This window comes from Streptomyces sp. NPDC088746, assembly GCF_044751065.1.
Lineage (GTDB): Bacteria > Actinomycetota > Actinomycetes > Streptomycetales > Streptomycetaceae > Streptomyces.
Genome location: NZ_JBIVLA010000004.1, coordinates 636,753 through 658,978 on the forward strand (window position 1 = coordinate 636,753; position 22,226 = coordinate 658,978).

Here is a 22,226-nt window from a genome sequence, read left to right on the forward strand (position 1 = left end):
AAATCCCGGCCCCCGGATTGCATCGCCGATCCGGGGGGTCTAGCGTGCGTAACTGAACTTAGTTAGGTGACAGGGCCACGCATGTTCCCCTGTCCACCCGACCGTGCGCTACCCGGCCCCCCACGGGGCGTGACGGAGGTATTCCGTGAACATTTCGATCGACTACGACAAGTGCTGCGGCGCCGGACAGTGCGTCCTGGCCGCGCCCGACGTCTTCGACCAGCGCGACGACGACGGCGTCGTGATCCTGCTCGACACCGACCCGCCCGCCGAACAGCTCGCGGCGGTGCGCGAGGCCGCGGCCGTCTGCCCGGCGGCCGCCATAGAGGTGGAGGCATGACCGGTCCCACCGGTCCCGTCGTGGTGGTCGGCGCCTCGGCCGCCGGACTGAGCGCGGCCGAGGGCCTGCGCCGGGGCGGCTACACGGGCCCGCTCACTCTCGTCGGTGACGAGATCCACGCTCCCTACGACCGCCCTCCGCTCTCCAAGCAACTGCTCGCCGGGGACTGGGAGACCGACCGCTTGGCGCTGCGGGCCCCCGAGGTCCTCGCCGAACTCGGCCTCGACCTGCGACTGGGCAGCGCGGCGGTGGCTCTGGACACCCGGCGCCGCGAAGTCGCGCTGGCGGACGGCTCCCGGATCGGCTACCGCCACCTGGTGGTGGCCACCGGAGCCCATGCTCGTCGTCTCCCCGGAGCCGACCAGCTCACCGGCGTGCACACCCTCCGCACCCTGGAGGACGCCCTCGCCCTGCGCACCGCGCTGCGGCCGGGCACCCGCCTGGTGATCGTCGGCTCCGGTTTCGTCGGGGCCGAAGCGGCTTCGGTCGCCCGCGAGCTGGGCTGCGAGGTGACCATGGTGACCGACGTCGCGGTGCCCTTGGCCGACAGTCTCGGCGCGGAGCTCGGCTCGATGCTGGCCGACGTCCACCGCGAACACGGGATACGCATCGAGCCCGGCGTTCTGGTGCGGGACGTCCTGCACGACGGAACGGGACGCGCGACCGGTGTCCGGCTCGCCGACGACCGCACCGTAGCGGCCGACGTCGTCCTGGTCGGCATCGGCGCCCGGCCCGCCATCGACTGGCTGCGGGGCAGCGGCGTGCCGCTCGGCAACGGTGTGCTCTGCGACGCGACCCTGCACGCCGGCAACGGTGTGTGGGCAGCCGGGGACGTGGCCTGCTGGCCGCATCCGGTGACCGGTGAGCTCACCCGGATCGAGCACCGGACCAACGCGTCCGAGGCAGGACTCGCCGTCGCCAGGAACATTCTCGCCGGCCCGGATGGTGCGACGCCGTTCGCTCCCGTCCCCTACGTCTGGTCCGACCAGTACGACCTCAAGATCCAGATCTACGGTTCGACGCGTGGCGCCGACGTCGTCCGGATCGTGGAGGGCTCGACGGCCGAGCGCAAGTTGGTCGCCGTGTACGGCAAGGGCGGCCGGGTCTGCGGCGTCGCGGGCGTCAACATGGTCCGCGCGGTGCGGAGTTGGCGGGCCGCCGTGGTGGCGGCCGAACCGTTCGACATGGCAGGCACCACGCCGGCCGTGACCACCGGCACAGGGAGCGTGTGATGACACCGAAGACGACTCCACGGGCCGGAGTGGTGGGTCTCGGGATGATCGGCGGCGGCGTCGCCGTCAGCCTGGCCCGCAGCGGTCAGGCGCCGGCCGTGTTCGACGTCCGTCCCGACGCGTCGGACCAACTGCCGGGCGTGCCGGGCGTCCTGGCGTCACCCGCCGAGGTTGCCGAAACCAGTGACGTGGTGATGGTCGCCGTCGTGAACGCGGCCCAGGCGCGCCAGGCGATCACCGGCGAGGACGGAATACTCTCGGGCGCCCGCCCGGGTTCCACCGTGGTGCTGCTCTCCACCGTGGCCCTGCCGGTCGTACGGGAGCTGGCGGCGGCCTGCGCCGAGCGCGAGGTGGGCTTCCTCGACTGCGGGGTCACGCCCGGTGACAAGGCTGCCGAGCACGGCATGGTGGCGATCGTCGGCGGGGACGCCGCGGTGGTGGAGTCCGCCCGCCCGGTCCTGGCCGGCTGGGCCAAGCGGATCGTCCACTGCGGCCCGTCCGGAGCCGGGATGGCCACCAAGATCGCCCGTAACGTCGTGACCTACGGCACCTGGCGCACCGTTCACGAGGCCGCGGCGCTCGCTTCGGCGGCCGGCGTGGATCCCGGACGGCTTGCCGAGGTGATCGAGGCGGCCGATCCCGAGGGGCACACCCTGCTCCAACTGCTCGGGATGCGCGGCGAGGACGGGAAGTTGCCCGATGCCGCCGGTCGGCAGATCACGCCACTGATGACCAAGGATCTGGACGCGGCGCTGGCTCTCGCGGAGGATCTCGGCGTGTCCGTGCCGGGCGTCCGGGTCAGCCGGGAACGCGCGGCGGAGACTCTCGACCTGCCGTCGGCCGAGGAGCCCGGCCCCGCACAGGCGGCTGCGCCGGAACCGTCCACCGAGGTGGACGAGGACCCGAACGCCGTATACCTGCGCGGTCTCGAGCTGATGGACCAGGTCTACGGACCGGGTTTCAGCGACGCCATGCCGAAGAGTCCTGTCGGCGACCCCTTCATGGACGCCACCGTCAGCTATCTGTTCGGTGAGGTGTGGTCGCGTCCCGCCCTGTCCGTGCGTGACCGCCGCCTGCTGGTCCTCGGTGCGACCGCCGCCCTGGGGCGCAGCGACCTCATCCGGATCCAGACCGAGGGTGCACTGATCAACGGCGAGCTCGACGCCGGCCAACTGCGCGAAGCCGCGCTTCATCTGGCGCTGTACGTCGGCTGGGGCAACGCGACAGCCGTCCGGAACGGCTTCGAGGAAGCCATCGCCGCACAGAAGGACGCCGCCGCCCCACCCCAGGACTGACCCGGACCCCGATCCGGGCGGCCCCGCCCATCCCCACCCGCGCGGCTCCGCGTCCCGGACGCCGCTGCTTTACGGAGACCCCCATGACTTCCCCGGCCCACACGGGCGACGCCCTGCCGTCCATGCCCGTCGCGCGTACCGCGCTGCTCGACCCCCCGGCCGAGTACACCGCCCTGCGCGAAGACCAGCCGATCCTCAAGGTCCGATTCCCGAACGGGACTTCGGGCTGGCTGGTCACCCGCTTCGAGGAGGGCAGCGAGGTCTTCGGTCATCCGAAGCTGTCCGCCCGCCGCCCCCGCCACGACACCCCGGAGGGAGAGTCGTCAGAGGCGGGCGAGGACGCCCCGTTCAACCCCACGTTCGTGATGATGGACGAGCCCGACCACAGCCAGTACCGGCGGCTGCTGTCCGGGCGGTTCACTCCCAAGTCCGTGGCACAGAAGCTCCAGCCGTACATCGACCGCATCGTGGACGAGCACCTGGACGCGATCGAGGCCGGCCCGGCCACCTTCGACCTCATCCAGGCACTCGCCCTTCCGATCCCCTGCCTGGTCATCTGCGAACTGCTCGGCGTGCCGTACGCGGACCGCGACGGCTTCCACGAAGCCACCGAGCAGCTCATGGACATGAGCAGGCCCCGCGCCGAGCGGGACGCGGGCGCGCACTGGCTCATCGACTACATCACCAAGCTGGTCGCCGAGAAGCGCCGGACGAAGGTCCAGGACGGCATCCTGTCCGAGCTGATCGGGCACGCCGACGCAGAGGACGGGTTCCTGACCGACGACGAGGTCATCGGGATGGGGGTCCTGCTGCTTTTCGCCGGTCATGACACCACGGCGAGCATGCTGGGCCTCTCGTCGCTGACCCTCCTCACCCACCCCGAGCAGCGCGCCGACCTGGTCGCGCACCCGGAGAAGGCGGGCCCGGCGGTCGAGGAGCTGCTGCGCTATCTCACCATCGTGCAGTTCGGCCTCGGCCGGGTGGCTCTGGAGGACGTGGAGATCGGCGGCCGGACCATCCGCGCCGGAGAACTCGTGGTGGTGGCGATGCCGGCCGCCAACCGTGACCCGCGGATCTTCACCGACCCCGACATCCCGGACTTCGACCGCAAGATCACCCGCCACCTGGCCTTCGGCTACGGCGTCCACCAGTGCCTCGGCCAGAACGTCGCCCGCGCCGAACTGAAGACGGTGCTGCCCCGCCTGTTCACCCGCTTCCCCGACCTGCGCCTCGCGGTTCCGGTCGACGAGGTACCGATGGACGTCCTCGGAACCAACTACGCGGTGAAGAAGCTCATGGTCACCCGCTGACCCACCGGTCGGCCGCCCCCTGAAGTGCCCCGGGTCCGCACAGTCGTGCGGACCCGGGGCACTTTCGCCTTGACCCGGCATGGATTGTCGCCCACACCGGCGAACACACGGGACCACCCCGCCGTTCAGCGAAGGTTCCCGCTCTCCCTCTCCCCGTACAGCCCGGCACCGGCGAGTTCGACCGCCTCGCGGATGACCTCCACGAGCGTCGCCCCCTCCGCCGAGGGTTCCTCCCAAGCCCAGTGCTCGACGGCGGCGACCATGGCTCCGCCCAGTGCTGACGCTCGCACCCCGGCCACGAGACTGTCGGCGGCCACGCCGTCGCGCTCGGCCACGACATCGGCGAGCGCATGGGAGAACCCGTCGGCGACCCCCAGCCACACCGACCGCAGAGCCGGTTCGGTCCGGGTCATCCGTACCACGGTGCGCACATGCCTCAGGCCGCTCCCGACGGACGCGCCGACCTCGTCGAGGGCCTCGGCGAGCGGCCGGTCGGCGGGCCAGTTCCGCAGGTGGGCGAGGAGCCGGTCGAAACTGTGGGTGAGCAAGGGGCGGACGAACGACTCCTTGGTCGGGAAGTAACGCCAGAGGGTGCGGGTCGAGATCCCCAGCGAGTGGGCCACCTCCCCCGCGGACGTGGCCTGGATCCCCTTGTCCTGGAACAGCCGGACCGTGGCCAGCGCGATCTCCAGTCGCACCGCTTCCCTGCGGCTCTCCGAGAGCGCCGGCCGGCCGGCCCGCGGCCGCGGGGGCAGAAGCGGGGCGGTGGAATCACCGGGAACGTCACCCGGGCAGTTCTCCATGATCGGCTCCTTCGGGCTCCTCGACGCCCGCCGCGGCTCTACGACGACGGGAGGACCGGAGTTCACCTTACATTTAACGTCACGTCGCGCCAGAATTGGCACAACGCGACAAAAACTCGTATCCTCGAAGTCACGGCAGTGGCACGCAGCCGGCCGGCACGGCCGCCCGCACCGCACCCATCCTTCTCCGGTCGGTCGCACGCCCACCCGCGACGCCGCCGCGCGGCATCACCTTCCCCATCCCCGGACAGCACAGGGAGCAGTACATGGAATCCGCAGAGTCCTCGGGATCGCCCACGGGCGGACAGCCCGCCGGGCCCCAGGTGGACAAGGGGGCACCGAAGGGCGGGAACACCAAGAAGTACGTGTTCATGGTGGTCTTCCCGTTCGTCCTCGTGATGATGCTCGTCGGCATCTACGCGGGCTCGATGCACGCACCGACCCCACGCGACCTGCCGGTGGCGGTCACCGGCACCGCCGCGCAGGCTCAGCCACTGGCGGACAGCCTCAACGCGACCGGGGGCTCACCCGTGGAGGTCCGCGTGGTGGCGACGGCCGACGAGGCGCGCCAGCTGGTCCACGACCGTGAGATCGCCGGAGCACTCGCCCTCCCCGCCCAAGGCTCGGACGACGGCGCCGTGCTGTACACCGCCCAGGCCGCGGGCGCGGCCCAGGTGCAGATGGTGCAGTCCGTGTTCCAGCCGGTCGCCGACGCGCAGCAGCTCACCCTGGAACAACAGGACATCGCCCCGCTGCCCGCGTCCGACGGCATGGGCGTCACCACCTTGTTCACCGCGATCGGCTGGATGCTCGCCGGATACATGCTGGTCACCGTCCTCACCAGCGGCGCACCCGAACTGCTGCCGCTGCGCCGCCTGGTACCCCTCCTCGCGGGCTGGTCGGCGCTGGTCAGCGCCCTGGTGTGGGTCATCGTCGGACCGCTCATCGGTGCGATCGACGGGCACGTACTGCCCGTCCTGGGCCTCGGCTGGCTCTCGGTGTTCGCCGTCGGTCTCGGCCAGACGCTCTTCGCACGGCTCCTCGGGCCCCTGGCGGTCGTGCCGGGAATCGCGCTCTTCATGTTCCTCGGAGTTCCGGCCTCCAACATCATGATGTCGATCCACTCCGTCCCGGGCTTCTTCGGATTCCTCCACCACGTGCTGCCGCTGCCGGCGGCCGGTGAGACGCTTCGCTCGATCCTCTACTTCGGCGGCGACGGAGTGGGCCCGCATCTGCTGGTGCTGGCCGCGTGGGCGGTCGCGGGCCTTGCGCTGACCGCGGGCATTGACCTGCTGCGGCGCCGCACGTCGCGCGGGCCGGACGAGGCGGCCGACACTCCGTCGAGCTCTCCGGCCGGTTCGCCGGGCGCCCAGGGAGCTCTGACCTCCGCGTGACCGACAGCCTCCACCCCGGCCGGCCCCACCCGGGCCACCCCGTAGCCCTCCCGGAGGAGATATCCGTGGCACCCACCGAAGCGGCGCCCGCCGCCCCAGCCCCCTCACCGGTGAAGAAGTACGTCGTTCTCGGCCTCTTCCCGCTCCTCATGACCGTGCTCATGGTCGGCATCTTCGTCTCGGCGATGCACTCCCCCACCCCGAACAACCTGCCCGTCGCGGTGGTGGGCTCCAGCGTCCAGCAGGCGCAAGGGGCAGCCGACGCACTGTCGGCCGAGGCCGGCGGCGCCCTCGACATCAGGGTCGAGACGTCGGTGGACACCGCGAAGGACCTGGTTCACGACCAGGAGATCGGCGGCGCGTACGTGCTGCCGGTCGAGGGCGAGAAGGACGCCGTGCTGTACCTCGCGGGCGCCGGGGGTTCGAGCCTCAAGCAGGTCGTCACCCAGACCTTCGGTCAGGTCGCGGCCGAGCAGCACGTCACGCTCGACGTCCAGGACCTGGCGCCGCTGCCGGCCCACGACAACATGGGCACCAGCAGCCTCTATCTCACGATCGGCTTCGTGATGGCCGGTTTCATGTTCGTCGTGGTCGTGTCCACGGCAGCACCGGAACTGATGAAGCTCCGGAAGATGGTTCCGCTGTTCGCCGGCTGGGCGGCTCTGATGGCCGTGTCGATCTGGGCCCTCGCCGGACCGGTGATCGGCGCGTTCGAGGGCCATGCCTGGCAACTTCTCGGAGTCGGCTCGCTGATGATCTTCTCGGTGGCCATGTTCACCGCGCTCCTCGCCCGGTTCCTCGGCCCGCTCGCGGTGATTCCGGCCGTCACGCTCTTCATGTTCCTCGGCGTGCCGTCCTCCGGCGGCGCGCTCTCCACCTACGTGGAACCGGTGCTGTTCCAGTCCCTGCACGGCTTCCTGCCGACGCCCGCCACACTCGAATCGGTCCGCTCGATCCTCTACTTCGGCGGCCACGGTGTAGGCGGACATGTTCTGACCATCGCGCTCTGGGGGGCGGCCGGACTGCTGCTCAACGCGGTGGTGGAACTGGTGCGGCGCCGCAGGAAGACGCCCGGCAGCAAGGTGGCCGAGGGGACCGGGGAGGCCGGCGCCGACCTCTCTGCCAAGAGGCCGAAGGCCGCCGTACCCGCAAACTGAGAATTATCCACGCGACCAGCCGCCGACGGCCCGGACCCGGAAGGGGCCGGGCCGCCGGCCTATGCGGTCAGCGGCAGGCGGACCAGGACCCCCAGCGCCTCCTCGGCGGCGCGGACCGGGTTCAGGGCGGCGGGATCGCCTGGATCGGCGCGGGCCCAGCGTTCGAGGGTGATGCGGAAGGCCACGGCCACGCAGGCGGCAGTGAGGGCGATGTCCGTGGAGCCGGCGGGCAGACCGGTCCGGGCGGCGAGCACGGCGGCGATGCCCGGCTCGGCGTCGTGGACGACGTGCAGCCACACCGCGTACAGGGCCTCGTCGTCGAGCATCGCGGCGAGGAACCGCCGGACGTGCGGCGCTCGTTCGTTACCCAGCAACGCGGCCTCGAACGACGCCCGCAACGAGTCGAGGAGCGGTTCGTCGGCCGGGCGCGCGGCCAGCACCTCCTCGCTGGTGCGCATGCCGGCGGCCAGCGCGGGGGCGATCACCTGCTCCTTCGTGGCGAAGTACCGGTAGAACGTCCGCTCGGACACCCCTGCGGCGCGCGCGATGTCCGCGACGGTGCACTGCTGCGCACCCCGCTCCGCGAAAAGCGCCACAGCCACGGTGGAGATGTCCAGCAACGTGGCTGCCCTGCGCCGCTCCGTGAGTGACGGGCTGCTCATACGGTCCGACCTCCCTTGACGCCGACCAGCGTACGTGGAATCCTCATAGGTGGCAGTTTCTGCCATCCTGACAGAAGCTGGCACCACATTGGACAGCACGGATCCGGAGCGGGCGGCTCGACAGCCGGGGGTACTCACCGCCCCCTCGGCCGGATCCCGGAAAGGCACCACCATGCGCGCTCTGCGTCTGCACGGCCCCCGCGATCTGCGTCTCGACGACATCCCGGAGCCGCCACTGCGCCCCGGCACGGTCAAGGTGAAGGTCGAGTGGGCCGGTATCTGCGGCTCCGACCTGCACTTCTACAAGGCACTGCCCTATCCGGTCGAGTACGAGCACCCCGTCACCGGCGAACCCGGCCCGCACACCATCGGCCACGAGTTCTCGGGCCGGGTCACCGAGATCGCGGACGACGTCACCGACATACCCGTCGGCGCACCCGTGGTCGTGGAGCCGACCATCTTCGACGGCACCTGCCCCGCCTGCCTGCGCGGCGAGACCAACCTCTGTGAGAACAGCGGCTTCGTGGGCATCAACGGCTGGGGCGGCGGAATGTCGGAGTACGTCGTGCTCCCCGCCCACCGGATCCATCTGCTGCCGGAGAACGTCAGCACGGAGACGGGCGCCCTGATCGAACCGCTGACCGTCGCCTGGCACGCGGTGCGCCGCACGGACCTCCAGCCGGGCGAGACCGCCGTCGTCGTCGGGGCCGGTCCCATCGGACTGGGCCTGCTGATGGCCGCGAAGGCCCAGGGTGCGGGCACCGTCATCGTCAGCGAGCCCAACAAGGCCCGCCGCGAGGCAGCCACCGAGTACGGAGCCGATCTCGTCGTCGACCCGTTGTCCGAGAGCCTCCTGGAACGCGTCCGCGAAGCGACCGGGGGGCGGGGCGTGGACACGTCCTTCGAAGCCTCCGGCGCGGGAAAGCCCGCCGTGGACAGCCTGATCGGCGTGCTGCGCAAGGGCGGCCGGGCGGTTGCCGTCGCACCCTGCCGCCCCGTCGAGTTCTCCCCGACCACCCTGCTGACCACCGAGATCGTCTACACCGGCAGCCTCGCCTACAACGGTGACGACTTCCCGCAGGTCATCGCCGCCGTGGCCGACGGCCGGATCGACCCGGACGCCCTGGTCTCCTCCCGGATCCCACTCGAAAGCGCCGTACGGGACGGGTTCGACGCACTCATCGATGCACCGGACCAGCACGTCAAGATCCTGGTACACCCGTAGCCGTCGCGGGCGGCGCGCGATCCACGCGCCGCCCGGACCGGCCCGCACGTGCACGCTCTCCGCCCGTGTCACAAGGGGCTGAGGCTGAGGCCGGCTCCGGCATCGAGGGGCCGACGTACTCGCCGGGACCGAGGGCAACTGACGGAGGCACTGAAGCTACCCGGAGTCAAGTCCTGCGGTCCGGATGTGACATACCCACCTCACAGGACGGGCACCCTTGCCCTCGCCACGGGCACCTCTAGATTCACCTGCCATGTATCCGACACGTAGATTCTCGTTACGCGGCATGCGAGCGCCCAAGCTCACAGGGTGGGCCACCGCCCTCGCCCTCCTGCTCTCCGCACTGCCCGGCGCCGCCCTGGCTGCCGTGCCGCCAGACGGTCTTCCGTCGGTGGGAAGCCAGGCCGCCGCCACGCAGACAGCTCCGGTGGCCGATACGCGGCAGGGGCGCGTGCAAGGCAGCTCGGTGGCCGGAGCCGACCGGTTCGCCGGTATTCCCTACGCCGCTCCTCCCGTCGGGAGCCTGCGCTGGAAGCCGCCTGCCCCGCCCGCCGCGTGGAACGGCGTCCGCCCGGCAACAGCCTTCGGCAGCCAGTGCCCCCAGCAGACCGGCGGCAGTGAGGACTGCCTGAGCCTCAATGTGTACCGGCCGCAGAACCGCCCGAGCGTCGGCCTTCCGGTGATGGTGTGGCTCCACGGTGGTGCCTACGTCAGCGGGGCCGGTTCGGAATACGACCCCACTCCCCTGGTCACCGGCGGCGGTGTGGTCGTGGTGACCATCAACTACCGCCTGGGCATGCTCGGCGCCCTCGCTCTGCCGGGCCTGGACGCCGAGGCACCGGCCACGGGATCCGGGGCCTACAGCCTGCTCGACCAGCAGGCGGCCCTTCGCTGGGTGCGGCAGAACATCCGCGGCTTCGGCGGGGACCCCGGCAACGTCACCATCTTCGGTGAATCCGCAGGCGCCACCTATGTGTGCCAGCAGGTCGTCTCCCCGCTCGCGGAAGGGCTCTTCCACACCGCAATCGCCCAGAGCGGCTGCGCACTGCCGACCACTCCGATGGCCCGGGCCCAGAGCTTCGGCACGGCAGTGGCCGCCCAGCTCGGCTGTGCCACCGACCTGGCCTGCCTGCGTGCCGCGTCACCGGACCAGATCAACAGCGCCGCCGCAACCGTCGGAGGCAGTCCCAACGCGACACAGCTCGCCTCCATCCCCGCGGCCGGCGGCGGTGTGCTCCCACGCGGCTTCGGCGACGCTTTCCGCGCCGGGCAGCACAACCATGTCCCCCTGATGCTCGGCAGCAACCTCGACGAAGGCCGCGGCTTCGTCCACAGCGGCGCCTACGGCGAGCCACCCACCGACCAGGCCAGCTATCTGGCCGCCCTCACACGCACGGCCGCCTTGTCCTCCGGCGTTCCCGCGGCCGACATCGCCCAGGAATATCCCCTCAGCGCCTACCCGAGCCCGGCCGAAGCCTTCTCCGCCGTACTCGGCGATTCCAGCTTCTCCTGCCGGACCCTGAACGCCGGCCGCCTCGCCAACGGCCGGCTCCCGGTCCACGCCTACGAGTTCACCGATCCCGACGCGCCCTCCCTGTTCGGGGGAGACTCGCTCGGCGCCACCCACGCCTCCGAACTCTCCTACCTATTCCGCATGCCCGGGACCGCTCAACTGACCCAGGCGCAGCAGGCCCTCTCCCGGCAGATGATCGGCTACTGGACGTCCTTCGCCCGCAACCACACCCCCACGGCATCCGGCACACCGCCCTGGCCGCGCTTCACCGGCAGCCGGCCTCCCATCCAGAACCTCGCCCCCGGCGCCATAGGCCCCGTCAGCTCCGCGGCCTTCGCGACACAGCACCACTGCGCCTTCTGGAACCCCGCCATCTGACCTCCGGACACGATTCGCGCCACGGGGTGACCCCCGGCGCGTCACGAAAAAAGCACAATAAGTAATATGATCGAGAAGGCCGTGGTGGAGGGCGGCAGCAGGAAGCGCTGCTAGGGCCTCCATACAGTAGGCTGAAGCAACGCTTTCCTAGGGAGATTCTGTGGGTACGGACACCAACCACCGCAAGCCGATGGCTCCGGTTGGAGCGGCAATCCGTGCCCCGAAGATGGCCGAACTGATCGCGTCCCGTCTCCGCAGCCGCATCGTCCGCCGTGAGCTCGGCGAGGGGGACGCACTTCCCCCGGAGACCGAGCTCATGCAGCAGTTCGGCGTCTCGCGTCCGACCCTGCGCGAGGCCTTCCGCATCCTGGAAGCCGAGTCGCTGATCAGCATCCGGCGCGGCGCGCGTGGCGGCGCCCAGGTCATGGCACCCGATCTGGGCGTCGCCGCCCGCTACGTCGGATTGCTGCTCCAGGTCGACCAGGTCACCATCGGCGACGTCTACGAAGCCCGCATCGTGATCGAGCCGGCCGCCGCGGCCATGCTGGCCCGCCGCCGTACCCCCGAGGACGTGGACGACCTCAGGGCATGTGTCGAACGGCTCCGTGACATGGTCGAGGAGACTGCCGGCACGGGGCAGGAGGACCCGGTGGCCTGGTCGATGGCCACCCAGGAGTTCCACGACCTGATCCTGGAACGGGCCGGTAACCGCACCCTCATGATGCAGGCCGGCATGCTCCGCGAGGTCATCGGCAGTCACCTCGCACTGACGGTTTCCCGCCTCTTCGACCCGGTGCGCTCGACGAGCGAGTTCCGCAAGATGATCCGCTCGTACACCAAGCTCGTGGACCTCGTCGCCGTTTCCGACGCGGACGGGGCGGAGGAGCACTGGCGCAAGCACATGCAGGTCTCCGCCGCGCATCTCCTGCCGGGGGAGCAGGGGAACGCGGTCGTGGACCTCTTCGACTGAGCCCGCCGGGCCACGGTCCCCTGACGCACCCCTGTGCCCGGCCCGTGGCCGGGCACAGTGCGTCTCACCCCGGTCGTCGCCACGCGTCGTCGGCCGTCCGCACCACCCGCCACCGCAGTGGCTCACCGCTCTCTTCGTGCACCTCCGCGCGGCGCGCGAGTGCCCGTAGATGCGCGAACGCCTCCCCTGCCGCCGCACGTTGCGCGAAGCCGTCCATCGACTCCCAGGGCCGGGACCAGCTCATCCGGCCGGCCACCTCCCACACCGTCCGCGCACCCGCCTCCAGAGCTGTCAGCACCTCTTTGAACCGGCTCTCGTGGTGCCCCCGCAGCTCGGCCAGCCGCCCTCCGAGGCCGGCGAACCGGTGCTCGTGCGCCGGCAGCACTTCCGCCGCGTCGAGGCCCTCCAGGCGTTCCAGGGAACGCAGATAGGCACCGAGAGTGTCGTCGTTCGCTCCTGTCGGCGGAGGGACGTTGGGGGTGATCCGCGGCAGCACGTGGTCGCCCGACAGCAGCAGTGCGTACCGCGGTTCCCAGAAGCACATGTGCCCCGGCGAGTGCCCGGGTGTCCACAGGCCCGTCAGGTTCCAGCCCGGCACCTCCGGCTCGGCGCCGTCGTCCAGGAGCAGGTCGGGGCGCGGGATGCGACTGCGTACGGTGAAACGGGCCATGGCTTCGCGATGCCGTTCCAGTACTTCGCGCGGGGCACCCGACGCACGCAGGGTCGCTGTCGTCGACTCGACCGGCCCGTCACCCTCGAGGCGGTCCAGGACCGCGGCGTCCGCCGGATGCAGCGAGACCCAGGCGCCGGAGACCTCCCGGACGCGGTGGGCGAGACCGTAGTGGTCGGGGTGCACATGGCTCACCATCACGCCTCGCACCTCCTCGACCCGGGTCCCGATCGCGGTGAGCCCAGCGCTCAGCGCCTCGAACGCCTCGTCGGTGTCCCAGCCCGCGTCGACCAGGTACGGCCCGGCGTCCGTTTCGAAGACGTAGACCAGCACATAGCGCAGCGAGGTGTTGGGCAGCGGTACGGGAACACTCCACAGGCCGGGCCGCACCCGTTCGACCGGAGGCAGCGGGCGGAGCCCGGGGTCAGCCGCCGACAAGGCCCCTCGCCTCCCTCAGCAGTTCGGGCAGCGCCGGGACCATGCGCCGCATCTGCGGGGACAGTTCGCCGTGCTTGCGCCCACGTTTGATCAGCAGGGCGGTCGCCCCCGCCTCCTTGTAACGGGTCAGTGCCTCGAACCAGGCCATGTCCGGGAGTTCGGCACCACCTCCGGAGTAGGCGTCGAGCAGTTCCCGTGCGGTCGGCATGCCGCTGGGCGCGTCCGTGGGGGCCGCCGGGTGGCGGGCCTCGTCGGTGAAGAACGTCAGCCAGGTCAGGTCCACGCGTGGGTCGCCGACCGACCAGATCTCCCAGTCGATCACCGCCGTCACACGGCCGTCCTGGCACAGGGTGTTGCCCACCCGGTAGTCGCCGTGGTTGACCACGGGCGGCAGCGCGGCGGGCATGGTGGCGTGGAGCGCCACCGCACAGGCCTCGTAGTCGCCCTGGAGGTCCGCGTTAACGGTGGTGAACGCCCGGGTCCAGCGGTCGATCTCGTCACCGAGACCCACGACGGGTTCGTCGCCGAGGCCGGCCTCGGCGGGATCGACCCGGTGCAGCGCGGCGAGTACCGCCGCGGCGTCGAGCGCACGGGAGCGGATCTCGGTGAAGTCGGCGGGGTCACGGCTGTCCTGAAGGACCGGTTCGGAGCACTCCCCCGGCACGAAACCCATGGCGACGAACGGCGGCACACCCGGCGGATCCCCGGCGTCCTCGAAGTACACCGGCGGCACGGCAACCCCCGGCCGGCCGTGCAGGGCGCGCATCAGCGTGGCCTGGCGCAGCACATCGCGGTTGCGTACGGGGGCGAGCCCCGGCGGTGCCACCTTCAGCACCACGCGCTCCTCGTCCTCCGGTACGCCGGTGAGCTCGGCGACGAAGGTGAGGCTGGAGGCCCCACCGGTGAGGGGCTCGACCGATACCACCTCGGCTCCGGGGTGGCGGGCCCGCGCGGCGGCCGCTGCGCGTGTCCGCAGGTCCTTGACGAGACCGTCCACGCCCGTGAGGGTGCCCGACATCAGAAGAGTCCTCCATCCACCCTGAGCAGGGCACCTGTGGTGTAGCTGGACGCCGGGCTGGCAAGGTAGAGCGCGCTCGTGACGATCTCCTCGGGCCGGCCGGGGTGACCCACGGCGCTGCGGGTCCGCTGCCGTGCCTCTTCGGGCCAGGACGTGGCTATGTCGGTGAGGAACGGGCCGGCGGAGAGAGTGTTGACCCGCACCTTCGGCCCGTACTCCAGGGCGAGGACCTGGGTGAGCGCGTTGAGGGCCGCCTTGGCCCCGGCGTAGGGGCCGAACCTGGGCTGCGGCATGAGCGCGCCGGAGGAGGAGACGTTGATGATGGAGCCCCCGTCACCGTCGGCCATCCTGCGGCCGATGAGGGCGCCGAGCCTGAAGGGGCCCTTGAAGTTGACGCCCACCACCTTGTCGAACAGCTCCTCCGTGGTCTCCTCCGAGGACGGCGCGAGCGGAGACATGCCCGCGTTGTTGACGAGGATGTCGACCTTGCCGAACCGCTCGTAGGCGACGTCGACGAGTGTGTCGATCTCGTCCCACCGCCCGACGTGGCAGGCCTGGGCGAGCGCCTTGCGGCCCAGTGCCTCGACCTCCTCGGCCAGCTCGCCGCAGCGGTCGGCCTTGCGGCTGGTGATCACGACGTCGGCACCGGCGCGGGCGAAGGCGAGCACCATCTCCCGGCCCAGGCCCCGGCTTCCGCCGGTGACGAGCGCGACCTTGCCGGTCAGGTCGAAGAGCTGGGCGACTCCCCCGCCGGGTTCGTTGCCCTGGGGCGTCACAGGGCGTACTCCTTCAGCACGTCCGCGTAACGCCGGCGGGCGGCCTCGCGCTTGGTGGGCAGGTGCTCGGTCGGGAAGAGGCCGGGCGCGGGCTCGGCGTTCTTCAGCAACTGCCGGGCGACGGTCACCTTGTGCACCTCGGTGGGCCCGTCCGCGAGTGCGAGGGACGGGACTCCCATCCACATGTCGGCCAGCGGCGTCTCATGCGTGGTGCCGAGGGAGCCGTGGATCTGGACGGCGCGCTGCACGATGTCGTGGTAGACCTTCGCCATCGCCACCTTGCACATGGCGATCTGCGTACGGGCGGCTCCGTGCGGCTGGTTGTCGATGACCCAGGCGGTGTTCAGGACCAGGAGCCGGTACTGCTGCAGCTCGATGTGCGAATCGGCGATCATCGCCTGTACGGCCTGCTTGTCGGCCAGCCGCTCACCCTGGGTGCGACGGGAGACGGCGCGTTCCAGCATCATCTCCAGGGCACGGTTGCACTTGCCCACCGTACGCATCGCGTGGTGGACACGGCCTCCGCCGAGCCGGGCCTGCGCCACCTTGAAGCCCTCTCCCGGGTTGCCGAGCATGGCGTCCAGGGGCACCCGGACACGGTGGTAGCTCAGGTAGCCGTGGATGCCTTCGTCCAGCTCGTCACGCTCGGCCATGGTGGAGACGTTGCGCTTGATCTCGATGCCCGGAGTCTCGGCGGGGACGACGAACATCGACATCCGCTCGTGCGGCTTCGCGTCGGGGTCGGTGACGGCCATGACGATGAGGAAGGCGGCGTAACGGGCGTTGGAGGAGAACCACTTCTCGCCCTCGATGACCCACTCGTCGCCCTCGCGCCAGGCGCGGCAGACGAACTCCTTGGGGTCGGCGCCGGCCTGGGGCTCGGTCATGGAGAAGGTGGAGACGATCTCACCGTCCAGCAGCGGCTGGAGGTAGCGCTTCTTCTGCTCGTCGGTGCCGAACATGGCCAGGATCTCGGCGTTCCCGGTGTCGGGCGCGGCGGTGCCGAAGACGGTCGGCGCCCAGTAGGAGCGTCCGATGATCTCGTTCATCAGGCCCAGCTTCAGCTGGCCGTAGCCCTGGCCCCCGAGTTCGGGGCCGAGGTGGCAGGCCCAGAGGCCCTGTTCGCGGACCTGTCGCTGGAGTGGGCGCAGGATGGCGAGGGCTGCTTCGTTGGAGGTGTCGTAGGGATCGCCGCCCGCCGGGAAGAGCAGGTCGAGCGGTTCCACCTCCTCGCGTACGAAGGTCTTCATCCAGTCCAGCTTCTGCTGGAAATCCGGATCCGTGGAGAAGTCCCACATGGTCGGCCTCCTTCGGAGTTGTCAGTGGTTACGGCGCCGCGTGGTCAGTGGCGGACGCGGCGACGGGGGGTGTGCCGCAGGGCCTGCGGCTCGTAGGAGTAGTCGAGGCGGCTGACGTTCTCGCCGGGGGCCACGATCGTGTCGATGCGGTCGAGGATCTCGTCGGCGAGGGTGAGGTCGGCAGCCGGGAGCTGGCTCTCCAACTGCTGCAGGGTTCGAGGGCCGACGATGGCCGAGGTGACAGCAGGGTGGGAGAGGGTGAAGGCGAGGGCCAGGCCGATCAGGTCGGTGCCGGCGTCGCGCGCGGTCTTCTCCAGCTCACCGAGCAGTTCCGTCTTGCGCCCCGCACCCGGGGTGTCGACGGTCCAGGAGCCGCGGCCGCCCAGCCGGGCGAAGCGACTGTCGCCGACGGGTTCGGCACCCTTGCGGTACTTGCCGGTGAGCCAGCCGCCGTTGAGCGGGCTCCAGACGATGACCCCCATGCCGTACCGCTCGCAGGTGGGCAGGACGTCCCGCTCGGGGCCGCGTACGAAGATGGAGTACGGCGGCTGTTCACAGCGCACCCGCAGATGGCCACCGCGCTCGGCCGCCCACTGGGCCTCGACGATCCGTTCGGCAGGGAAGGTGGAGGTTCCCGCCATCACGATCTTTCCCTGGCGCCGCAGATCGGTCAGCGCGCCGAGGGTCTCGTCGATATCGGTGTGCTCGTCCGGGCGGTGCACCTGATAGAGATCGATGCGGTCGGTGCCCAGACGGCGCAGGCTGTCCTCGCACGCCTTCATGATCCAGCGGCGGGATGCGCCCCGCTGGTTGGGGCCCTTACCCATCGGGTTGTAGAACTTCGTGGCGAGCACCACGTCGTCGCGCCGTCCGCGCAGCGCACGGCCGATGATCCGCTCGGACTCGCCCTGTGAGTACACGTCCGCGGTGTCGACGAAGTTGATCCCGGACTCCAGGGCACGGTCCACGATGCGTACGCAGTCCTCCGGGTCGCGGTTGCCCATCGCCCCGAAGGACATCGCACCCAGGCAGAGGCTGGACACCTGCACGCCCGACTTCCCGAGATGACGCATGCGCATGGCTCGGCTCCCTCCCCGCTGTCACAGCGGGCTGTCGTTGACACGTCTGTGGGCCGGTTCAGCGGATTCCGACGGTCTCCGCGTATTCCCGCAGTGAATCGGCGGCACGGCCCGCGCTGTCGCCGGGAGTCTGGAGAACGAAGGAGGTGACCCCTGCCTCCGCCAGCCGGCCGAGATGGTCCCGGTGTTCTTCGGCCGAGCCGCCCTCCAGAAGATGACGGGAGGCGGGCGTCTGCACCTGCACGTCGAAGGGCGCGTCACCGCCCTGCTCGGCTGCGGCCGCCTCGCGCACGCGGGTGATGTGCGAAGCGAGGGCCTCGATCGTGGAAATGCCGGGCGAGCGCGTGGTACGGGCGACCTCGTCGCTGACCATCAGCGGGCTCCAGCCCTGGTTGCGGGCCGCTCGGGCACGGGCCCGGGAACTGTTGCCGCCGATCCACACCGGGGGGCCTCCGGCCTGGGCGGGCCGAGGCACGGACGCGACGCCGCCGGCTTCGAAGTGGCGGCCCTTGTAGGCGTAGGGGACGGTCGTCCAGGCTCCGCGCATGACCTCCAGGGCCTCGTCGAAGAGTTCGTTGCGCTCTGCGAACTCCACACCGAGGGAACGGAACTCCGAGCGCAGGTAGCCCGTTCCGGCGACGACGGTGAGCCGGCCGTCGGAAAGCAGGTCGACGGTGGTGAGGGCCTTGGCTGTGACGAAGGGGTTGCGGTAGGGCAGGACGAGCAGATAGGTCATCAGCCGGATCCGGCCGGTGAGCGCGGCGCAGAAGCTCAACGCCGAGGTGAGATCCAGGGATTCGTGACCTCCGGCGTCCAGCCACTTCTTGGAGGGCGCCGGATGCTCGGTGAAGGCGATCGCGTCGTAGCCGCAGTCCTCCGCCGCCCGGACGACCTGCTCCATACCTTTGCGCCCGACCAACGCCCGGTCGTACCCGGCCGCGCTCACGGGGTACTCGACGGTGAACTTCACGCGCTCTCCCATCCTAAGATACAGTTAACTCTTTCATCTATTTACGCGACGGGCAAGGAACCCGTGTCGCGGCCCGCGGTGTCCGTGGTCACCCGAAGCGCAACCCCTCGTTCAGGGTCCAGCGCCGGTCGCGCCCCGGACCCAGCCGCCCGCCGACAGCCTTGCCGCCCCCGGTGACCAGGGCAGTCCTTCCCGCGAAGGGACGCCCGCCGCTCATCCCGCCCGTCCCGCGAACCAGCCCTCCTCGCGCGCGGTATCGACGGAGGCCAGCCGGTGGCGGAGCAGCCAGCGGTCCGCGACCGGCACGTACACGTCGCGATAGCGCCCCCAGTGGTCGGGGCCCCGGTCGGTGAGGACCATGAAGTAGGCGGACGCCTCGATGCGTTCGGTGGTGACGCTGTCGAAGGAGAGGTTCGTGACGAAGTGGCGGACGAAGAAGCCGTCGCCGACGGGGCGGCTGCCGGAGCGGCTGTTACCGCCCAGCATCTCCTCGATGGCCGTCCGGCCTCGGGCGGTGCCGCCGCCCTTCACCTCCAGGACTCCGTCCTCGGTGAAGCACCCCGCGAGTTCCGCGAGCCGGAAGCGGTCACCGGACCAGGCGTAGCGGGCCACGGTGTCACGGACCTTCTCCCGGGCGATCAGTTCTTCGAGCTCCATGGCACCTCCGTGGTGGGGTCGATGAGTACCTTGCCGAGCGCCTGACGACCGGCGACGAGCCGTAGCGCTTCGGGCGCGCGGGACAGCGGGAAGGTCGCGCAGACATGCGGGGTGATCCGGCCCTGGGCAAGGAGGCGCATCAGCTCGGCACGGTTGCGACGGGCCTCCTCGGGCCGGTGCTCCGCGAAGGTCCGCAGCTCCATGCCCCGGACGGCGACTCCCTTGAGCAGGACGAGGTTCAGCGGGACCGCCGGGATCTCGCCGGACGCGTAGCCGATGGTGACGAAGGTGCCGCCGTAGCGCGTCGCTCGCAGCGCCTGCTCGGACCACCGGCCGCCGACCGGGTCGATGACGGCGTGGGCTCCGACGCCGGTCACCTCCTTGATCCTGGATCGAAGATCCTCGGTGGTGTAGTCGATGAGGTGCCCGGCGCCGCGGGTGCGGCACAGCTCCAGCTTGTGCGGTCCCGAGGCGGCCGCGATCACCCTGGCACCGAGCTGCGTCGCGAGCGTCACCGCGGCCAGCCCGACGCCACCGGCGGCGCCGAGCACCACGACCCACTCCCCCGGCTGCACCCCGGCGACCGAGCGCAAGGCGTGATAGGCGGTCAGATGGACCACCCCGAAGGCCGCTGCCTCCTCGTAGCCCACCGCGTCGGGTACGGCGGTGAGGGCGGCGACGGGCAGTACGGCCCGTTCGGCGAAGGCACCGTGCTGCACGGCGCCGAAAACGCGTGTGCCGCGCAGGGAGGTTTCCACGCCCGGCCCCGTCGCCAGGACGTCCCCGGCCAGTTCGCTGCCGGGGACGAACGGTGGGTCCACGCTCATCTGGTAGCGGTTGCCCACCAGCAGGACGTCGGGGAAGTTGACCGCCGCTGCGCGTACACCCACCAGCACCTCTCCCGGTCCGGGTTCGGGGTCGGACACCTCCGTGACCGTCAGGCTTTCCGGCGGACCGTACTCGCGGCACACCACGGCACGCATGGGCGTCACTCCTTCGTGAGCTGTGGGCGGTCCGAGCTCCGTAAGGCCGCCGCACGGAGGAGCAGCCCCCAAAACCGTTAACTTAATATACTCTCTTTGTCATGCTGAGGACAGACCATGAAGCCTCCGCCCCGCATGAGGCGCTACCCCGGTTGTCCACGCTCCTCGAGATGGAGCAGCTGGACTCCATGAACTTCCGCACCCGCCCACCCGCGCGCGAGGAGGCACGCACCTTCGGCGGGGAGGTGTTCGCCCAGGCCGTGGTGGCGAGTTGCCGCACCGTGCCGGCGGACCGGGCGATCCACTCCGCCCATGGCCACTTCCTGCGCGCGGGCGACCCGGCGGCACCGGTCCACTACCGGGCCGCGGTGGTGCGCGACGGCAGGTCCTTCTCCGTCCGGACGGTTGAGGCCGTCCAGCACGGCCGCACCGTCCTCCTGCTCACGGCTTCCTTCCATGTCCCCGAACCGGGCTTCTCCCACCAGGCGCTCCTGCCCGACGGCCCCGCCCCGGAGCAACTGCCCTCGGCCCGCTCCGCGTTCGCCGCCTCGCACCCCGTCGACCGCGCCTGGCTGGAGGATCTGCAGCAGCGCAGGTCCCTGGAATTCCGCTTCCCCGAGGAACTGCCTCGGCTGGCCGCCCGGCGAGGAGAGCGGAGGTCTCCCCGGCAGCGCGTGTGGCTGCGCACCACCGACACGCTCGCGCAGGACCGTGTCACCCAGACCGGCGCCCTGGCCTACGTGTCGGACGCACTGCTGCTGTCCACCGCCCTTGCACCGCACAGCGGGATCATGACGGAGGGCGGCCTGAGCTTCGCCAGTCTCGACCACACCATGTGGTTCCACGCACCGCACCGCCTGGACGAGTGGCTGCTCTACGAGCAGGAGAGCGACTGGGCCGGCGGCGGCCGGGCCCTGTGCCAGGGCCGCATGTACGACCTGGAGGGCAGGCTTCTGGCCACGGTCGCCCAGGAGGGGCTGCTGCGTCCGAGCACGTGAGCGAGGGGACCACTCCCGGGCGCGGGGGCCCGGGAGTGATGTCGACCGGCGCCGTGCAGGCCGGAGGGGCCTGAGGTTCAGCTCTGCGTATGTGCCCGGTCCCATGCCGCGTAGTAGGTGAGGGTGTCTTCCAGGATGCCGGGGTGGCGGGGCCGCCAGTCGAGCAGTTCGCGGGCCTTGGCGCTGGTGACGAGTTCGTCGCGGTCGGCGCAGCTTTCCAGCAAGCCGCCGGCGTCCGCACTCTCGAAGGTGATGTCGCCGGTGTAGCCCGCGGCGTCCAGGCACGCCTGCTGGACGGAGAGGAGGGTGGGCCGGTGTTCGTCGCCGAGCATGATGATCTGGCCGTCGACCGCCTCAGGCCGTCGGAGGACCGCGACGTAGGCGGCGGCGAGGTCGTCGACGTGGACCCAGGTGTAGCGCTTGGTGATGTCGCCGTAGAAGACCGGGTGGCCCTCTCGGGCATCGGCGAACCACTGGGCGGACTTCGAACTGCGACCGCTGCCGCCGTAGATGAAGGACGGGCGCAGCACGGTGTGGGGCAGGCCGCCGGCCGCCAGCTCCTGTTCGGCCTGGGCACGCAGGTGCAGCGGGTTGTCGGGATCGGCGGGTGTCTCCTCGTCCCACACCTGACCGGTGGAGGCGAGGAAGGTGATGCCGGTGGTGAACACCAAGTGGCGGCTGCGCCCGGTACGGTCCTGGGCTTCACGCAGTGCCCGGAAGAGGGTGCGGTCGCTGCCGAGCGGGTCGTTCATGTCGAGGGCGGCGCACACGACGGCGTCCGCTTCCTCCAGTGCCCCGCGATAGGTCTCGGGGTCGGACAACAGCCCCTCGACGGGCCGGACCTCCTCGACGAGGAGCTCCGCGGCCCGGGGGCTGGTGGCGTCGCGGGTGAGGCCCAGGACGGTGTGACCTTCCTGGCGCAACGCACGGGCGATGTGGAAACCGGCGTAGCCGGTGGCGCCGAGGACGAGGATCTTCATGGAGGGACTTCCCGTTCGATCAACTTACTTGCTTGATTAGGCAAGTAACACAGTAACTTGCTCAGGCAAGGACATGGCAG

At 70.7% G+C, this 22,226-nt stretch carries 21 protein-coding genes; 10 read left to right on the forward strand and 11 right to left on the reverse strand.

Annotation, left to right across the window (positions count from 1 at the left end):
* Positions 1 to 145: 145 nt before the first annotated feature.
* The 4 genes from ACIP63_RS21800 to ACIP63_RS21815 all read left to right on the forward strand — a co-directional run bounded on the left by ACIP63_RS21800 (position 146) and on the right by ACIP63_RS21815 (position 4,177).
* Entirely contained in the window at positions 146 to 340 is a 195-nt protein-coding gene (locus ACIP63_RS21800; protein ID WP_401517952.1) for a ferredoxin, read from the forward strand.
* Complete coding sequence (locus ACIP63_RS21805; protein ID WP_401517954.1) at positions 337 to 1,572, forward strand: NAD(P)/FAD-dependent oxidoreductase; 1,236 nt, start codon at positions 337 to 339, stop codon at positions 1,570 to 1,572. Before ACIP63_RS21800 ends, ACIP63_RS21805 begins: the two co-directional genes overlap by 4 nt.
* The gene (locus ACIP63_RS21810; protein WP_401517957.1) at positions 1,572 to 2,867 is read left to right on the forward strand and encodes an NAD(P)-binding domain-containing protein; all 1,296 of its coding nucleotides are present in this window, start codon (positions 1,572 to 1,574) and stop codon (positions 2,865 to 2,867) included. Before ACIP63_RS21805 ends, ACIP63_RS21810 begins: the two co-directional genes overlap by 1 nt.
* An 83-nt stretch (positions 2,868 to 2,950) precedes the next feature.
* Positions 2,951 to 4,177, forward strand: coding sequence for a cytochrome P450 (locus tag ACIP63_RS21815; protein WP_401517959.1), 1,227 nt, complete (start codon positions 2,951 to 2,953; stop codon positions 4,175 to 4,177).
* A gap of 125 nt (positions 4,178 to 4,302) precedes the next feature.
* On the opposite strand, the gene ACIP63_RS21820 is transcribed toward ACIP63_RS21815, so the two are convergent.
* Positions 4,303 to 4,980: a TetR/AcrR family transcriptional regulator gene (locus tag ACIP63_RS21820; RefSeq protein ID WP_401517960.1), complete on the reverse strand. Its 678-nt coding sequence runs from the start codon at positions 4,978 to 4,980 to the stop codon at positions 4,303 to 4,305.
* Between the two features lie 266 nt (positions 4,981 to 5,246).
* Here ACIP63_RS21820 and ACIP63_RS21825 point away from each other — a divergent pair, with 266 nt between their 5' ends.
* Entirely contained in the window at positions 5,247 to 6,374 is a 1,128-nt protein-coding gene (locus ACIP63_RS21825) for an ABC transporter permease (RefSeq protein ID WP_401517962.1), read from the forward strand.
* Positions 6,375 to 6,439: 65 nt separating this feature from the next.
* Positions 6,440 to 7,531 carry a hypothetical protein gene (locus ACIP63_RS21830; protein WP_401517964.1) on the forward strand — a complete coding sequence of 364 codons (1,092 nt, stop codon included), beginning with the start codon at positions 6,440 to 6,442 and terminating at the stop codon, positions 7,529 to 7,531.
* A gap of 59 nt (positions 7,532 to 7,590) precedes the next feature.
* Here ACIP63_RS21830 and ACIP63_RS21835 read toward each other — a convergent pair whose 3' ends face one another.
* Positions 7,591 to 8,193 (reverse strand): TetR family transcriptional regulator, encoded by a 603-nt coding sequence (locus tag ACIP63_RS21835; RefSeq protein WP_401517965.1) that lies wholly within the window; start codon positions 8,191 to 8,193, stop codon positions 7,591 to 7,593.
* Positions 8,194 to 8,365: 172 nt separating this feature from the next.
* Between ACIP63_RS21835 and ACIP63_RS21840 the strand changes: the two genes are divergently transcribed.
* From ACIP63_RS21840 to ACIP63_RS21850, 3 genes are all read left to right on the forward strand, one after another.
* Positions 8,366 to 9,418 (forward strand): 2,3-butanediol dehydrogenase, encoded by a 1,053-nt coding sequence (locus tag ACIP63_RS21840; protein WP_401517966.1) that lies wholly within the window; start codon positions 8,366 to 8,368, stop codon positions 9,416 to 9,418.
* 286 nt (positions 9,419 to 9,704) lie between these two features.
* The gene (locus ACIP63_RS21845) at positions 9,705 to 11,309 is read left to right on the forward strand and encodes a carboxylesterase/lipase family protein (RefSeq protein ID WP_401517969.1); all 1,605 of its coding nucleotides are present in this window, start codon (positions 9,705 to 9,707) and stop codon (positions 11,307 to 11,309) included.
* A 160-nt stretch (positions 11,310 to 11,469) separates the two neighbouring features.
* The gene (locus ACIP63_RS21850; RefSeq protein WP_401517972.1) at positions 11,470 to 12,279 is read left to right on the forward strand and encodes a FadR/GntR family transcriptional regulator; all 810 of its coding nucleotides are present in this window, start codon (positions 11,470 to 11,472) and stop codon (positions 12,277 to 12,279) included.
* Positions 12,280 to 12,343: 64 nt separating this feature from the next.
* Here ACIP63_RS21850 and ACIP63_RS21855 read toward each other — a convergent pair whose 3' ends face one another.
* From ACIP63_RS21855 to ACIP63_RS21890, 8 genes are all read right to left on the reverse strand, one after another.
* Entirely contained in the window at positions 12,344 to 13,387 is a 1,044-nt protein-coding gene (locus ACIP63_RS21855) for an MBL fold metallo-hydrolase (RefSeq protein WP_401517974.1), read from the reverse strand.
* A complete protein-coding gene (locus tag ACIP63_RS21860; RefSeq protein WP_401517977.1) occupies positions 13,374 to 14,405 on the reverse strand; it encodes a phosphotransferase family protein in 1,032 nt (343 codons plus the stop codon). The genes ACIP63_RS21855 and ACIP63_RS21860 overlap by 14 nt, the downstream gene beginning before the upstream one ends.
* Positions 14,405 to 15,181, reverse strand: coding sequence for an SDR family NAD(P)-dependent oxidoreductase (locus ACIP63_RS21865; protein WP_401517979.1), 777 nt, complete (start codon positions 15,179 to 15,181; stop codon positions 14,405 to 14,407). The genes ACIP63_RS21860 and ACIP63_RS21865 overlap by 1 nt, the downstream gene beginning before the upstream one ends.
* Complete coding sequence (locus ACIP63_RS21870) at positions 15,178 to 16,479, reverse strand: acyl-CoA dehydrogenase family protein (protein ID WP_401517981.1); 1,302 nt, start codon at positions 16,477 to 16,479, stop codon at positions 15,178 to 15,180. The genes ACIP63_RS21865 and ACIP63_RS21870 overlap by 4 nt, the downstream gene beginning before the upstream one ends.
* Positions 16,480 to 16,523: 44 nt before the next feature.
* On the reverse strand, positions 16,524 to 17,558 hold the full coding sequence (locus ACIP63_RS21875) for an aldo/keto reductase (RefSeq protein WP_401517984.1): 1,035 nt from the start codon (positions 17,556 to 17,558) through the stop codon (positions 16,524 to 16,526).
* 58 nt (positions 17,559 to 17,616) lie between these two features.
* Positions 17,617 to 18,528 carry an LLM class F420-dependent oxidoreductase gene (locus ACIP63_RS21880; protein WP_401517987.1) on the reverse strand — a complete coding sequence of 304 codons (912 nt, stop codon included), beginning with the start codon at positions 18,526 to 18,528 and terminating at the stop codon, positions 17,617 to 17,619.
* 213 nt (positions 18,529 to 18,741) lie between these two features.
* Positions 18,742 to 19,185: a nuclear transport factor 2 family protein gene (locus ACIP63_RS21885; RefSeq protein ID WP_401517989.1), complete on the reverse strand. Its 444-nt coding sequence runs from the start codon at positions 19,183 to 19,185 to the stop codon at positions 18,742 to 18,744.
* Positions 19,167 to 20,168 carry an NADPH:quinone oxidoreductase family protein gene (locus tag ACIP63_RS21890; RefSeq protein WP_401517992.1) on the reverse strand — a complete coding sequence of 334 codons (1,002 nt, stop codon included), beginning with the start codon at positions 20,166 to 20,168 and terminating at the stop codon, positions 19,167 to 19,169. Before ACIP63_RS21890 ends, ACIP63_RS21885 begins: the two co-directional genes overlap by 19 nt.
* 170 nt (positions 20,169 to 20,338) lie before the next feature.
* On the opposite strand from ACIP63_RS21890, the gene ACIP63_RS21895 reads away from it, so the two are divergent.
* Positions 20,339 to 21,166: an acyl-CoA thioesterase gene (locus ACIP63_RS21895; RefSeq protein WP_401517994.1), complete on the forward strand. Its 828-nt coding sequence runs from the start codon at positions 20,339 to 20,341 to the stop codon at positions 21,164 to 21,166.
* 77 nt (positions 21,167 to 21,243) lie between these two features.
* Here the strand turns inward: ACIP63_RS21895 and ACIP63_RS21900 are convergent, their stop codons facing one another.
* Positions 21,244 to 22,146, reverse strand: coding sequence for an NAD-dependent epimerase/dehydratase family protein (locus ACIP63_RS21900; protein WP_401517996.1), 903 nt, complete (start codon positions 22,144 to 22,146; stop codon positions 21,244 to 21,246).
* Positions 22,147 to 22,226: the final 80 nt, after the last annotated feature.

What these genes read in the sequence shown, in the direction of transcription:
- ACIP63_RS21805 (WP_401517954.1), top strand. Translation starts at nt 337, where the DNA reads ATGACCGGTCCCACCGGTCCCGTCGTGGTGGTCGGCGCCTCGGCCGCC.
- ACIP63_RS21810 (WP_401517957.1), top strand. Translation starts at nt 1,572, where the DNA reads ATGACACCGAAGACGACTCCACGGGCCGGAGTGGTGGGTCTCGGGATG.
- ACIP63_RS21815 (WP_401517959.1), top strand. Translation starts at nt 2,951, where the DNA reads ATGACTTCCCCGGCCCACACGGGCGACGCCCTGCCGTCCATGCCCGTC.
- ACIP63_RS21820 (WP_401517960.1), bottom strand. Translation starts at nt 4,980, where the DNA reads ATGGAGAACTGCCCGGGTGACGTTCCCGGTGATTCCACCGCCCCGCTT.
- ACIP63_RS21825 (WP_401517962.1), top strand. Translation starts at nt 5,247, where the DNA reads ATGGAATCCGCAGAGTCCTCGGGATCGCCCACGGGCGGACAGCCCGCC.
- ACIP63_RS21835 (WP_401517965.1), bottom strand. Translation starts at nt 8,193, where the DNA reads ATGAGCAGCCCGTCACTCACGGAGCGGCGCAGGGCAGCCACGTTGCTG.
- ACIP63_RS21840 (WP_401517966.1), top strand. Translation starts at nt 8,366, where the DNA reads ATGCGCGCTCTGCGTCTGCACGGCCCCCGCGATCTGCGTCTCGACGAC.
- ACIP63_RS21845 (WP_401517969.1), top strand. Translation starts at nt 9,705, where the DNA reads ATGCGAGCGCCCAAGCTCACAGGGTGGGCCACCGCCCTCGCCCTCCTG.
- ACIP63_RS21860 (WP_401517977.1), bottom strand. Translation starts at nt 14,405, where the DNA reads ATGTCGGGCACCCTCACGGGCGTGGACGGTCTCGTCAAGGACCTGCGG.
- ACIP63_RS21870 (WP_401517981.1), bottom strand. Translation starts at nt 16,479, where the DNA reads ATGTGGGACTTCTCCACGGATCCGGATTTCCAGCAGAAGCTGGACTGG.
- ACIP63_RS21875 (WP_401517984.1), bottom strand. Translation starts at nt 17,558, where the DNA reads ATGCGCATGCGTCATCTCGGGAAGTCGGGCGTGCAGGTGTCCAGCCTC.
- ACIP63_RS21885 (WP_401517989.1), bottom strand. Translation starts at nt 19,185, where the DNA reads ATGGAGCTCGAAGAACTGATCGCCCGGGAGAAGGTCCGTGACACCGTG.
- ACIP63_RS21890 (WP_401517992.1), bottom strand. Translation starts at nt 20,168, where the DNA reads ATGCGTGCCGTGGTGTGCCGCGAGTACGGTCCGCCGGAAAGCCTGACG.
- ACIP63_RS21895 (WP_401517994.1), top strand. Translation starts at nt 20,339, where the DNA reads ATGGAGCAGCTGGACTCCATGAACTTCCGCACCCGCCCACCCGCGCGC.
- ACIP63_RS21900 (WP_401517996.1), bottom strand. Translation starts at nt 22,146, where the DNA reads ATGAAGATCCTCGTCCTCGGCGCCACCGGCTACGCCGGTTTCCACATC.